The 12,779-nt window shown below is 60.5% G+C and carries 13 protein-coding genes; 10 read left to right on the top strand and 3 right to left on the bottom strand.

Annotated features, from left to right (window positions below):
- Nucleotides 1-130: 130 nt before the first annotated feature.
- Genes VGB22_09370 through VGB22_09380 form a run of 3 tightly spaced genes read right to left on the bottom strand, consistent with a single transcriptional unit; the run spans nt 131 to nt 3,177 of the window.
- Nucleotides 131-1,501: a hypothetical protein gene (locus VGB22_09370; GenBank protein ID HEX9751476.1), complete on the bottom strand. Its 1,371-nt coding sequence runs from the start codon at nt 1,499-1,501 to the stop codon at nt 131-133.
- A gap of 33 nt (nt 1,502-1,534) precedes the next feature.
- Complete coding sequence (locus VGB22_09375) at nt 1,535-2,593, bottom strand: DUF4097 family beta strand repeat-containing protein (protein ID HEX9751477.1); 1,059 nt, start codon at nt 2,591-2,593, stop codon at nt 1,535-1,537.
- A 17-nt stretch (nt 2,594-2,610) separates the two neighbouring features.
- The gene (locus VGB22_09380) at nt 2,611-3,177 is read right to left on the bottom strand and encodes a sigma-70 family RNA polymerase sigma factor (protein HEX9751478.1); all 567 of its coding nucleotides are present in this window, start codon (nt 3,175-3,177) and stop codon (nt 2,611-2,613) included.
- A 177-nt stretch (nt 3,178-3,354) separates the two neighbouring features.
- On the opposite strand from VGB22_09380, the gene VGB22_09385 reads away from it, so the two are divergent.
- From VGB22_09385 to VGB22_09430, 10 genes are all read left to right on the top strand, one after another.
- Nucleotides 3,355-3,666 carry a EutN/CcmL family microcompartment protein gene (locus VGB22_09385; protein HEX9751479.1) on the top strand — a complete coding sequence of 104 codons (312 nt, stop codon included), beginning with the start codon at nt 3,355-3,357 and terminating at the stop codon, nt 3,664-3,666.
- Nucleotides 3,663-3,914 (top strand): EutN/CcmL family microcompartment protein, encoded by a 252-nt coding sequence (locus tag VGB22_09390; protein HEX9751480.1) that lies wholly within the window; start codon nt 3,663-3,665, stop codon nt 3,912-3,914. Before VGB22_09385 ends, VGB22_09390 begins: the two co-directional genes overlap by 4 nt.
- Before the next feature lie 607 nt (nt 3,915-4,521).
- Nucleotides 4,522-4,665 carry a hypothetical protein gene (locus VGB22_09395; GenBank protein ID HEX9751481.1) on the top strand — a complete coding sequence of 48 codons (144 nt, stop codon included), beginning with the start codon at nt 4,522-4,524 and terminating at the stop codon, nt 4,663-4,665.
- 232 nt (nt 4,666-4,897) lie between these two features.
- The gene (locus VGB22_09400; protein HEX9751482.1) at nt 4,898-5,836 is read left to right on the top strand and encodes a peptidoglycan DD-metalloendopeptidase family protein; all 939 of its coding nucleotides are present in this window, start codon (nt 4,898-4,900) and stop codon (nt 5,834-5,836) included.
- 190 nt (nt 5,837-6,026) lie between these two features.
- A complete protein-coding gene (locus VGB22_09405) occupies nt 6,027-6,776 on the top strand; it encodes a sigma-70 family RNA polymerase sigma factor (GenBank protein ID HEX9751483.1) in 750 nt (249 codons plus the stop codon).
- Nucleotides 6,766-7,245 (top strand): hypothetical protein, encoded by a 480-nt coding sequence (locus VGB22_09410; protein HEX9751484.1) that lies wholly within the window; start codon nt 6,766-6,768, stop codon nt 7,243-7,245. Before VGB22_09405 ends, VGB22_09410 begins: the two co-directional genes overlap by 11 nt.
- 278 nt (nt 7,246-7,523) lie before the next feature.
- Nucleotides 7,524-8,471: a S1C family serine protease gene (locus VGB22_09415; GenBank protein HEX9751485.1), complete on the top strand. Its 948-nt coding sequence runs from the start codon at nt 7,524-7,526 to the stop codon at nt 8,469-8,471.
- Nucleotides 8,472-8,570: 99 nt separating this feature from the next.
- Complete coding sequence (locus VGB22_09420; protein HEX9751486.1) at nt 8,571-9,260, top strand: metal-dependent hydrolase; 690 nt, start codon at nt 8,571-8,573, stop codon at nt 9,258-9,260.
- A gap of 80 nt (nt 9,261-9,340) precedes the next feature.
- The gene (locus tag VGB22_09425; protein HEX9751487.1) at nt 9,341-11,779 is read left to right on the top strand and encodes an AsmA-like C-terminal region-containing protein; all 2,439 of its coding nucleotides are present in this window, start codon (nt 9,341-9,343) and stop codon (nt 11,777-11,779) included.
- A complete protein-coding gene (locus VGB22_09430; protein HEX9751488.1) occupies nt 11,776-12,774 on the top strand; it encodes a hypothetical protein in 999 nt (332 codons plus the stop codon). The genes VGB22_09425 and VGB22_09430 overlap by 4 nt, the downstream gene beginning before the upstream one ends.
- Nucleotides 12,775-12,779 lie beyond the last annotated feature (5 nt).

The following is a 12,779-nucleotide window of genomic DNA, read 5'->3' on the forward strand; positions in this document are numbered from 1 at the left end:
CCCCGAGCGGAGCGAGGGGTCTCGATGCGCGAGTGGCCGCCGACAACGCGTTGGAGATTCCTCGCTTCGCTCGGAATGACCCGAATGATTATTTCCATGAAACTCGATTATGTGGGTTCCGATGGGTTTTTCAACACGCCCCAAGGTCCGGGCCACCCTGACGATGGGAGTCAGGCAGGGGAACTGGATGGGACGAGAGTGATGGCGCGGTCGCGTCGCGGTCGGGTGCGGGCGATTCTGCGACGACGGGTTGTGGATCACGCGGGCGCGTTCCATAGCGCGTCAGCAACACAGCGCCGCTGCCGACCGTCAGCACGACATAGGCGAGCAGAAGCGAAAACGTCGCTAACCCCAGCGCGCTGATGCTGACTACGCTGGCGTCGTTCCCCTGTTCGCTGAGCCACAGCAGGACCGAGAGTATCGTGGTCGACCACAGGAGAAGCTGGCCGGCCATTGTGCGACCCATTTGCGATGACAATCGCAGTCCGGTATTGAAGTCGATCAATTCGCCGAGCCACAGCCCTATGGCCGCATAGGCCAGCACGAAGGCCGCGATGACCATCAGCGGCAGAACAAACAGCGCCACCGGAATCCCGATAATCGTGACAAGAAGCAGCAGTGCAACAGGGACAAAGAGTATCTGTGCCGTGATACCGATGAGCAGCGACTTGAAGAACGACGCCTGTACCTTCACACGTACTTTACCGATGTTCTTCGATGCGAAAACATGTGCCAGGAGAACGAGGAACAGCATGAACAACACTGTCAGGGCGGTCAGCGCCGACAATGTTTCCTTGGTCCATAGCTGATCGAGCGAGTATCCGGCGAACTCGAACTGCACCGGACTGGGCTCGCCGATGCGTCCGCCCGGTTCACGATCGATCCGCGATGCGACCACTGTTTGGTGCACGTACGCATTCGGTCCTACGGTGACCACACCCATCGGCGCGACCACATCCTGCGCCACCGTGCCGTTGACCGTCACATGGCCGAAAATCGCAACGACACTCTGCCCGACAGTCCCCTCGACCAGCACATCGCAGAAAATGCAGATCACGTCGCCGGCGACATGCTGATTGGGACCGATGAAGATGTCCGAACCAAGACTGACCAACTCGTCCTTCCCGCGGTACGGATCTTTGGTGATCGACGGGTGAACATGCGGCATCGGCGGCCTTGCAGACTCAAGGGGGGGGATGTAGTATCGGCGTCCCTCGCGGTCGATGATGTTGATGCCGCCAGCGGGGTCGATTGTAATCTCTTTGGCATAGATCGAATCATCCGTTAGGGCCGGCAGGTCGACAAATCCGGGAAGTCCGAGATCGTCGGGACCGGGTACCTCCGGCGCATCGGGGATCTCCGGTACGCCTTCGACCGCGGCAGCCGGGGGCCTGGGATGGCGGGGTTCTTCATCGACGGCACACGACACCGATGGCCGGATGAGTGCCACAAACACGAATGCCGCCGCCGCAATCTTCTGAATGTGTGGTCTCGAGCTCACCGCGAACACGTCTCCCGGCTTTGATCCATCAACTTATCGCACCGACAGCACAATGTCACCGGAGAATGTCTCAACTTCGATCTCGCCGGTGCCCTCTCCGATCGTTCCCCACAATGTACGACTCGACTTTTCGCGGACACGAATATCGCGGTCGGATTCGATGCTGCCGCTGAATGTCGACAGACGCACTGTCCCGCCCGCGTTGCGCGGGATGCCGATCTCGACAGTGCCCGACATCGAGTGCGCATCAATCCGTGCGGCAGGGTCCGACGTTGCCGCGACTATGTCACCGGATGTCGTTTCCAGCGCCATGTCGCCGTCGACATTCTCCGCCTCGATGGAGCCGGAGGTCGTCTTCGCCGTGACCGAACCGTCGACGCGAAGTAGTCGGACATCGCCGGACACCGAGCCGACTTCGACCGCGCCCTCGGCGCCGTCCACATAGACACCGCCCGACACCGAGCTTGCAAACAGAGAAGAGCCGCAGTTGTAAACATTGACGTCACCGGAGACCGACTTCGCCTCCGTAAAGTCGGCTGTGCCGTCGACTGTGACCTGGCCCGATGTTGTTGCCACTCGCATCCGACCCCGGACATTGGCGACATCGACATCGCCGGAGACGGTGGAGACATGGATACCGCCGGTCGTGTTCCGCAACATGACGCCTCCCGAGACCGACGTCAGCTCTCCGGCGGCGCCGCGCGGCCCCTCGACCGTGAAACTGACAGAAATCCAGCGGCCGCTGCCGAATTCGTCGCGAATCCATTCGTAGTAGTCCTTATCATGCTTCAGGTACAGATCGAGGAGCCCCGCCTCGCCCTCCATCCGGACTTCAAGTCCCTCGCGAATGCGTTGCGCTTCTTCCTCGCTGTCGGCGCGCACTTCGACCAGGGCCGTCACGCGCGCGGACATGCCCTCCACACCCGTGTACTTGATATCCCCGGAGAGCGTTTCGATCGACACGTCCGGAGCGTCGCCGATCTCGATTGTCGCGGTCTCGGTAAACTTGTGATTCTCCAGCGCGAAGACATTCGTTGCAGACGCCAGGATTGCGAGTCCGGCAAGAGTCAGAACGAACATCACTCGTTTCATTGTGATCCCTCCCGCTTCTATATCACGGATTTCAGTTTCTTTTTCAGCAGCTCCCGTGCGCGAAAAATGCGGGCCTTGACTGTCCCGACCGGAACGTGCAGTTGCTCAGCGATCTCCTCGTAGGACTTGTCCTGCTGATGCCGCAGGACGATGACCTCTTTGTATTTCGGCGGGAGCGTGGAGATCGCCTCCTTGACCGTGACCGCGCGCCGCTTGCGGAAGAGGTCTTCTTCGGGATTGTTCGACCAGTCGGGGATTTCAATGCTGACCTCACCGTCGTGGGTCTGCAATGGTTTGTCCAGCGAGAGCGCTTCGATCCGACGTTTCCGCAAGTGGTCGATGGCATTGTTGGCCGCAATCTTGTAGAGCCAGGTCGAGAACCGATATTCGAAGCGATACGATGCCAGGGAGCTGAAGGCCTTCATAAAGGTCTCCTGCACCAGATCATTGGCCTCCTCGGGATGCCGGACGATCTTGAAGATCACGTGATAGATCGACTGGCGGTGCCGCGACAGCAACTCCTCATAGGCACGTTGGTTCCCGGCCAGGGCGTCTTTGATTAGGTGTTCGTCCGAATCGGCCACGGGCAACCCGCGCTTTGGTTTACGAGGACAATCTCAGAATGTTGCGGCCCGCCGCCGCAGGATTCGGCGCATGATACGGCGCAACGGCTGAAAGCGGCCACAGCAAACCGGCCCCCTCGCAATTCCTTGACTCCGCTTACGGTGCTGCATTCGTTGCAGCGGGGCTTTCATCGCAACATGGACATCGTCACAGTCATTGGAACGGTCGTCGCCAGCCAGAAAGTCTCCACTTTGGAGGGCTATAAACTGCTCCTCGTCCTCGATGAGAGCGGCAGTGATAGTGCGCAACCGGTGGTCGCCTTGGACACGGTCGGAGCCGGCGCCGGTGAGACAGTGTTGCTTGTCCGGGGTTCGTCGGCGCGTGCCGTGGCCGGACTCACCGATTCTCCGGTGGATGCCGTCATTGTCGGGATCATCGATACGGTCGAACGCGATGGGAGGATTGTCTTCCAAAAGCACAAGACTCCGGCTGAAGAGGTCGCGAGATGAAACTCGGCAAAGTCTGCGGGACAGTCGTCGCCACCGTCAAGGACCCGGCGCTGTCGTGCTGCCGTTTGCGCCTGATGTACCCGGCCATTGGCGGGGGAGGGTGGTCCGATAGAGCGATTGTTGCGATTGATACTGTCGGTTCGCGCGAGGGCGACACGGTGATTTGGATTTCGGCTCGCGAGGCCACCTTGGCCCTCACGGACCGCATCATCCCAACCGACGCCTCGATCGTGGGGATCGTCGATTGAGTTGGAAGGTCGCATGCTGGTCTGTCGGGTTTTGGAGCACATCGTCGCAACCGCCAAAGCGCCATCATACGTCGGGCACAAGATCCTGAAGGTTATCCCCGAAAATCTTGATGGAGAGATGTCCACAGTCCGGCCCCCGATCATCGCTTTAGACCTCATCGATGCCGGGGTCGGGGACAGAGTGTTAGTCTGCCAGGAAGGGCGCTGGGCGAGAGAAGCCATCGGCGACTTGATCGCACCAGTCCGGTCGATAATCGTTGCTGTCGTCGAAGGCGTTGAATTGGACCCTGCGGCGAATGCTCGGCCTCCGATGGCTCTTTAGGTTCCAAACTGCCCTGCGACTGTCGTTTCAACCCCATACTTTCTGCAACAGCACACCACATCGGGCTTTTTCCTGACGAGTCCGTGCTCGCTGGATGTGAGCATAAGGCGCTAATTAACAACGCCTTATGACAACTGTGGCGTCCCTGGCCAACGTGCGGCAAGCTCGTTGCATCCCACATTCTGCGGAAAGGGGTCAACTGTCGGCGTTCTGGGGCCGATAGCGTAGTCCGGAGGATGAGGGCTCAGCCAAACTCCGGACACATCAGCCGGATGAGGTGTGGGCATGAGCCGAAAGCGAAAGAACGAACTGAGGGACGCTCCGGAGAAGGTCTACTGGCACCTTTACAGCCTTCAGACCTTGAACTCCGAAAAACTGGTCAAGGTGGTCAACAAGATTCTGCAACGGGAGTATCATCTGATTAAGTGACCGAGCGGTCAAACGTGAGCAGGACCATTCGTCAGGACGGCGAATGGACGCCAGCAGGAGGCATAGCGTCGTCAGACAAACTCGCGGGCGCGAGACGGGGTTCAGACAACGGCCGGCGTTGGATGGCAGTGATTCTTTTGCCGTCCTTACTTTCTCTTGACAACCTCTAACGTGCCCGATAAAATCGGCCCAACCTGCCTGCTGTCCGGCGGGGTTGCCGACTGTTTCTTGCATGTTGAAGAACCGCTACAACATAATGATCGTCCCCCCCTCGACAGGGGGAGTCCGCCAATACTCGCTGCCACGTTGGGCCGGCAAGGCGGTGGCTTTTGCCGGAACAATCGTCGTCAGTCTGGTTGCCGTGTCTGCGGTCCTGGGAGTCAGCGGCCTGCTCCGCACCGGCGATTATGCTGAGCAAGTGTTGGAGAACCGGGCGTTGCGCGCCTCACTGTCGAAAATGGATGAGGAAGTCGCCGTTCTCCGTAAGCGGTTGGCCTCGTTGGAAGAATCGGAGATGATGGTCCGCAAGGTCTTTGGTTTGTCTGATCTGGATCCCGATGAACGCGCCCTGGGAATTGGCGGTCCGGTCGTGGAATCCGCTGACGACGATGGACTATCGCCGCTGCTGACCAACAGCCGCGAGTTGGAAGCGGAGATTGACCGATTGCTTCGCCGCTGCGACTTTGAGCGCGACAACTTCGGCCAGATTGTCACCGAATTGTCGGGTCGCAAAGACCAACTCGACCATACGCCGTCGGTGTATCCGACGTCGGGTTACTTCTCGCGCGGGTTTGGGATCAAACCCGATCCCTTTACCGGCAACGATCGGATGCACTATGGTATCGACCTGGCCGGAGATATCGGCACGCTGGTCTACGCGCCCGCAGCCGGGCGCGTCAAGATTCGTGCGCATCACCAGCAGTTTGGAAACATGATTACCCTCGATCACGGCTTCGGCGTTGAAACCCGCTACGGGCACCTCAAAGGATTCGCGATCAAGCCAAACGAACAGGTGCAGCGCGGACAACTGATCGGCTACATGGGCAACAGCGGATACTCGACTGGTCCGCACTTGCACTACGAAGTTCACGTCGATGGCCGTCCCGTTGATCCGATGCGCTACATCTACGACCGGGCGCCGCAATCGGCTCCCCTCGCCGCCGGCGACTGATCGTCGTCCCGCGGATCAGTGTTCCATCCACAAGCGGCCACAGACAATCTCTCCTCGGAGATGAAAGCGGAGTCGCCGGTGAGTTCCCGGCGGGATTGTGTCTACGGCGCCCGGTCCGCTTTGTTGTATACTTATATCCCTCGACAGGTCGTATCGGAATCGCGCCTGTCGGGGTGTGCCAACGCCGACCATGAGCAAACGTACAAAACATGTCCGAAGTGTCCGAGCCGATTCCCACGACTCGCCCGCTGCCGGGGGCACCAGACGACCGGAGCAGCGGTCCACCCAATCGGATGGCCCTCCGGAGGCGCGCAGCGTCCCCAACGTGCCATCCGCCGCCGATGCGAAAGAAAAAGACGAAACCGCAATCAAAGAGGTGATTCGTCGCGTCCAGCAAGGTGAACACCAACTGTTTCAGGAGGTCGTCGACCGTTATCGCTCGCAGGTGGCGGGAATCGCCTACAAAATGGTCGGTGACTACGACGACGCCAAAGACATCTCACAGATGGTCTTTGTCAAGACGTTCACCAACATCAAACGCTTCGACCGTTCCAAACGTTTTTCTACGTGGCTCTATCGGATCGCCGTCAACGCGGCGATCGATTACATCCGCAAGTTCAAGAGACACCACTTTGAGGAACTCGACGATCTCACCGAGCAGCGGGGCGGCAAGCCGATCACCCCGGAGCGCGAGTTTCAACTCAAGCAGATGCGTGATTTTGTCCTGCGCTCGGCGCGCCGCCTCAATGAAAAACAACACATGGCCTTCGTCCTCAAGGACCTTGAAGGGCTGGAAATCGAGGAGATCGCGCAGATCATGGGCATGCCGCAGGCCACGGTTCGCTGGTATCTGCATCGGGCGCGCAAGAAACTGCGCAGCGATCTCCGGCGGCGATTCGGGCCGGAACTGAACAATCTGGGAATCGGCGATGGCGTGTGAGGTTTACCAACAACTGATCGATCGACTCGATCTGTCCGACGAGGTCGAGTGCGGCGATCTTGTTGCCCACGCGGAGCAATGCCCGCACTGCCATGAGAAACTGCAGGCGGCGCGACGGCTGTGCGAGAGCATGCGTCGCGCGTTTCACTTTACGCCATCGGGTGGTTTCTGGGAGGAATACCTCATGGGGCTGCGCCGCATGGCGCGCTCCGGACAACTTCCGCGCGAGCCGTCCTTGTGGCAACGCTGGCGCCGGCTGATGTGCTGGCCCGTTGTCGGCGAGGCGCCCGCCGTGATTGTCCCGCTGCTTATTATCGGACTGATGATCGCCGGCGGCATGTGGTCGGCCGATCGTTCTCGCACGCCGACTCACGCATTCCCGAACACGCTCGTCGTCTATACAGGGGCGGTCGTCCCGGTTGTCGAAGACGGTCGTCCAACGTTCTATCGCCGTGTTCCTCAGCATTGATCATATCGTGCGAGTTGAAAAACCCATTGGAACCCACATAATCGAGTTTCATGGAAGCAATCATTCGGGTCATTCCGAGCGAAGCGAGGAATCTCCAGCGCGTTGTCGGCGGACACTGGCGCATCGAGACCCCTCGCTCCGCTCGGGGTGACATCAAATTGGGCTTTTTCAACACGCCCCATATCATGCGAGCCCACCGAGCATCCGCGTTACTCCTCAGACTGTTGAGCGTTCCGATTATTGGCTTCGCATTCGCCGGATGCGGCGGCGATTCCGCGATGAGTCTGGAAACGACGATGGCGCATGTGCTGTCCACCGCCGGGCCATCTATCGTCCACATCCGAGCGGCCTACGTGAGGGCCAACGGTGAGCGTGAGACACGAGAGGGGATGGGTGTGATCCTCGAGGATGGCGATCTGCTCACGTTGGGAAGCCTCGTCGACTGCACGCACGGCGTCACGATTCTCTTCCAGGATGGTCGGCAATTGACCCAGGATGAGTTTGGCTTTGTGCGCACTGATCCGACCACGAATCTGTCGCTTGTGCGGTTGGGCACGCCGACACCTGCCGGGGGTGTGGCGATCAGCGATGTGTCCGAGTCGCCGGTCGGACGGCTCGGCTTCGGGTTGTTTAACACGTACTACTCAAAGGGTCTGCTGGCGGACTTCGGGGTGCTTGGCCAGTCGCAGATCGGCGTCTACGACGCTCCCAACGAAGCACTCTGGACCGTCGAATCGACGCGCCGTCATTGGATACCGGGCACGCCGCTGTTCGACCGCGACGGCTCTCTATTGGGTTTGGTCGAAGGCGTCATCGCGGATGCTGACGATGTTGCGTTGATCGTTCCCGCTGCGACGTGTCGACGAGTGGCGGAGATGCTGATGTCGTCCGATGCCCCGCCGCGCGGGTGGCTTGGCATCGTGCCGACCGTGTCCGACGATACGGCGGCCACGCCCGATGAGTCGGGCGTGACTGTGGCCGAGTTGTTCGGTCAAGCGGCGGCGCGCACGGCCGGATTGCAGGCCGGCGACCACATCACGAGTTTTGACGACCATCCGGTTCTCATATCCTGCGAACTCCGGCGTCTCGTGGCATCGTATGCCCCGGGGCGCACTGTGACCGTCGAGTGGCGGCGCGGCGATACGTTGCTATCCGCACCCGTCACGCTGGGCGCGATCCCGGTCGATCTCCCCGACGATCAGCGCTGTCGGCAACGCCCGCTGTAGCGCGCGATCGTACTTCCCGCCTCAATCCGGATTGATTCACCAATTGCCGTCTCTATATTGGCTGTGGCGACGCGCCAGCGGCATGACCGGGAGGAGACGATGCCGACACTGCAATTCTTGTCCCATTCCTGTTTCCGATTCGCGATCGGACAGACGACCCTGTTGATCGACCCGTTTTTTTCGGGCAATCCCAAGGCGCCGGCCGATGCCGCCAACATCAATCCGGACTATATCCTCCTGACGCACGGCCACGGCGACCATCTCGGCGATGCCATCGCCATCGCCAAACGCGCGCGATCGACGATCATTGCTCCCAATGAGTTGGCGGTGTGGAGTCAGCGACAGGGTGTCAAGGCCCATCCGATGCACATCGGGGGCGGCTGGGACTTTCCATTCGGACGGGTGAAGTTGACCATTGCCCATCATGGTTCGGGAATTGGACCAGGGCCGAACGGTTGGGAGTATGCCGGTAATCCGTGCGGCTATCTGATCACAGCCGAGGGTAAAACGGTCTATCACGCGGGCGACACGGCTCTGTTTTACGATATGAAACTCATCGGGGAGATGCATCCCATCGATGTCGCGCTGCTGCCGATCGGTGACAACTTTACGATGGGCGTTACCGATGCAATCAAGGCCGTGGAATTCTTGAAGCCGCGACGCGTTGTGCCCATGCACTATGACACTTTTGATCTCATCAAAGCCGACCCCGGTCGTTTCGCGGTTGGCGCCCGATCGCACGGATGCGAGCCGGTGATTCTGGCAATCGGCGAGTCGCTCGATTATTGACCATGGCCGCAACCCGAAAGGATGGCTGACGCCTTCAGCGCACACAGGCACGAAAGCGTCAATGGCTGAGGATTCCACCGATGAGCAGACTGAAAAAGGCCACATTGACCGCGCTGTTCGTACTGCTCGTGGTGCTGCCGTTGACCGCGTGGATTATCCTGAAGACCGCATTCACGGAGGAGCGCATTCTTGCGATGCTGACGCCGCGTTTGGAAGCAGCGCTCAACCGCCCGGTTCACATCTCTCGCGCCGGAGTCGGCATATGGGGAGGCATCGGCATCTGGGTGGGTGACCTGACGGTCGCCAATGCGCCCGGATTCTCCGACGAGCCGCTGCTGGCTTTGCACCGATTCGACGTGAAGGCGCGGTTTTGGCCGCTGCTGGCGGGCCGGGTTGAGATCGACCGGCTGGAAGTTACGGCGCCCAGTCTCTTGTTGGAACGATCCGCCGATGGCCACGTCAACTGGGCCAACCTCTTGTCCGATTCGGCGAAGTCCGACACACTGCCGTCGACCGGACAGCGAAGCATCGCCTCCGCGTTTTCATTTCGCCGCATTGTGCTCCAGGACGGTGTCGTGATGTATCACGACGATTCGACCGGTCTCGATTTCAGTCTGATTGGTCTTGGGATCGACGCGTCAATCGAACCGAATTCATCGCTGAGCGTTCTCGAATTCAAATCGGTCTCACTTCTGGACTCGGTTTATGTTCTCTATTCCGACACGGCTCAACCGGTGTCGGTGCGGTTTCCATCGGGGGCATTCCGATTGAACGCCGACGGCAACTGGAGTTGGGCCGATCAATCGGTCCGAGTCGATACCGCGTCATTGGCTTGGTTCGACACAAAACTGGCGATGCGCGGGTCGATGCGTGTCCACCCGCAGGTCCGCGAGTTTCGCATCGCTGCCCATCTGACCCCGACATCGTTGGCACGATTGACCGAGAGTTTCGCGACGCAGGTGCCTTCAGGGCCATGGCTGAACCTGGACGGTCAGGTGGAAGGATCGCTGACGGCCTCGGTCACGTGGCCCATCCCCGAAGGCACTGTGCCGGAGTGGGGGGCGGACGTATTGTTGACGGAATGTGTCTGGAAACCACCGCACAGCGGGGCCGCCATCACGATCCCGCGCATCGAAGTGCACGGCGAGGAACGGACCCTCTCCTGGCGGGCGCCGAATGGACGAATCGACAACGGCAGCTTCTCCGTGATCGGTTCGATCGATCGGCTCTTCTCGGTTGAGCGCACGATCTCTGCGCGGCTGCGGATGGACGCACCGCTTGACGGGCTCGCCGATTTCGTCCCGGATACGATCCCCATCGCGCCGCGCGGACGGCTTCGTTGCGATGTCACGGCGTTTGGCGCGCTCATGCAGCCGGACCACTGGCGCCTGGCAGGCGACCTCTCACTTGATTCGGCGACAATCGTTGACACGGCGTGGAGCTTTGATTCTGTCGTTGTGTCGCTCGCCCTCGATTCGGACGGCGACAAGGCGACGCTGCGTCGATGCGACTGGTTGCTGGGCCGCTCGCGCGGGAACGCTTCGGGAGAGATCAGTGGACTGCTGGCGGCCGTCCGCACGCGTTTCGATTCTCCTGATGTGCTCCACGGCGCGATTGATTTCCAGAGTGGATTTTGCGATGTCGATCAACTGCTCGGACCGTCGCCGCCGGAATCCGACTCGTTGGCGGCGATCGATTCGAGCGCATCTCCCGTCCCGGCGATTGCCCTTGGAGGGTCGATCGACTGCGACACCATGGTCTACTCGGGGCTGACCGCGCGCAACGTCAGCGCCGACTACCAATACCAAAATCACATCCTGACGCTCGATCCGATTTATGCGCGAGTCCTCGGCGGGCGCATGCGTGGCACACTGAGTTGGAATGGACAAAACTGGGCGCAGCCGACATTCGTGACGACGATTCACGCCGATTCAGTTGCCGCCGACAGTTTGTTGTCGCGTTATTTTGACTGGGCCGGCGGGATCTTCGGCCAGGCGTCGTTGGAAGGGACATTCGCCGGCCGTGGGCGCTATGCCTCCCGGATTCTCCCGTCTCTGGCCGCCGATGGACGTGCCGAAATGCGCGAGGGACGATTGGAAGCATCGCCCATCCTGAACGCTGTTGGCGAGAAGCTCAATGTCGCGTTGCTGTCCGGCGCGAAACTGTTGCGCGATGTTCGCGTCCCGTTCCGCATTGTCGGCGGGCGAATCATCACCGACCCGTTGCGTTTCGCCGCCGGTGATGTCGCCTATGAGTGCATCGGATCGTTTGGATGGGACCGTACCCTGGACTATTCCGTCGCGGTCTCCGTACCCAAAGGGGGCGCCAGCAAAGGATTGGAGCTTCTCGACGGGATGCGCTTGGGTCTCGGTGGGACCGTCGCCCATCCGGTCGTACGGGTTGATGTGGCTCAGGCGGGCCAAAACATCGTCGAAAAGGCGCTGCAGCCGGCCAAAGACAGCGCATCGGCGACCCTCCGGCGCGCCCTCGATCAATTCATCAAACCCAAACGGCCATGAGCGGACACCGACCGTCGCATGATTCGAAAGTGCGTGTGCTGCGCACGGCATTCGCGATTGCCGTTGCCACGCTTTTGTGCGGTCGGATCGTCGACGCCGCGACCGTTCAATTCGTTGTCGTCGGTGCGGACCACGCATTGGCGCGCAATACCATCGACATCCTGGACGCGGCACATGAAGAAATGGCGCGACTCAGCGGTGTCGCGCTGCAAGACACGGTCGCCGTCGTCTATGTCTCTTCCGCGCAGTCGTTCGACTCGGTCGTCGGCGGACACTTCCCGGATTGGGGAGTCGCGGCCGCCGTGTCGCGGCAGAATCTGATCGCCGTCCGCTCACCGGCCGAGCATCCGCTCGGGCGCGAACTGCGATCCATTCTGCGCCATGAGTTGGCGCACCTGCACCTGGACGCTATGACGCGCGGATGGACAGTCCCGCGCTGGATGCACGAGGGCTATGCTCAGCAGTTTGGCCACGACTGGCGATTCGGCGATGACTGGACCGTCGCGCGGGCCGTACTGTCGGGGTCGATCCTGCCGTTGCGGGACATCGACGGCGTCAATTCCTTTCGAAGTGCGTCGGCGCAGTTGGCCTATGCCCAGTCGTATTTGGCGATGGGGTTCTACCTGCATGCCTACGGGTGGCAAGGATTGCAACTGTTCACCGATGCCATTGCCGCCAATCAGAACTGGGACGAGGCGCTCCAGGCAGCGACGGGGATCGACTACGCGGGATTCGAAGCCGAGTTCGACGACTACCTGCGTTCACGCTACAACTGGGCTGCGTTTTTGGGGGACACAGCCCTCCTGTGGATCGTACTGGTCGCCGCGTTCGTCATCCTCTATCTCTTCAAGCGGCGCAGCAGCCGGCGACGGCTCGCCGAGTGGGAGCGTCAGGAAGAATGGGCAGACTTGATACTCGGCTGGGACCGCGCTCTCCCGACGCGTGCGCCCGACAATCCCTCCCATCCTCCCCGTCGACAGTGCGCGCTAATCTGAAACAC

Source organism: Candidatus Zixiibacteriota bacterium, assembly GCA_036397555.1.
In the GTDB taxonomy this organism is placed as follows: Bacteria; Zixibacteria; MSB-5A5; order WJJR01; family WJJR01; genus DATKYL01.

Excerpts from the sequence above, each read along its gene's own strand:
- VGB22_09375 (HEX9751477.1), bottom strand. The coding sequence starts at position 2,593 with ATGAAACGAGTGATGTTCGTTCTGACTCTTGCCGGACTCGCAATCCTG.
- VGB22_09385 (HEX9751479.1), top strand. The coding sequence starts at position 3,355 with ATGGACATCGTCACAGTCATTGGAACGGTCGTCGCCAGCCAGAAAGTC.
- VGB22_09390 (HEX9751480.1), top strand. The coding sequence starts at position 3,663 with ATGAAACTCGGCAAAGTCTGCGGGACAGTCGTCGCCACCGTCAAGGAC.
- VGB22_09395 (HEX9751481.1), top strand. The coding sequence starts at position 4,522 with ATGAGCCGAAAGCGAAAGAACGAACTGAGGGACGCTCCGGAGAAGGTC.
- VGB22_09400 (HEX9751482.1), top strand. The coding sequence starts at position 4,898 with ATGTTGAAGAACCGCTACAACATAATGATCGTCCCCCCCTCGACAGGG.
- VGB22_09405 (HEX9751483.1), top strand. The coding sequence starts at position 6,027 with ATGAGCAAACGTACAAAACATGTCCGAAGTGTCCGAGCCGATTCCCAC.
- VGB22_09410 (HEX9751484.1), top strand. The coding sequence starts at position 6,766 with ATGGCGTGTGAGGTTTACCAACAACTGATCGATCGACTCGATCTGTCC.
- VGB22_09415 (HEX9751485.1), top strand. The coding sequence starts at position 7,524 with ATGAGTCTGGAAACGACGATGGCGCATGTGCTGTCCACCGCCGGGCCA.
- VGB22_09420 (HEX9751486.1), top strand. The coding sequence starts at position 8,571 with ATGCCGACACTGCAATTCTTGTCCCATTCCTGTTTCCGATTCGCGATC.
- VGB22_09425 (HEX9751487.1), top strand. The coding sequence starts at position 9,341 with ATGAGCAGACTGAAAAAGGCCACATTGACCGCGCTGTTCGTACTGCTC.
- VGB22_09430 (HEX9751488.1), top strand. The coding sequence starts at position 11,776 with ATGAGCGGACACCGACCGTCGCATGATTCGAAAGTGCGTGTGCTGCGC.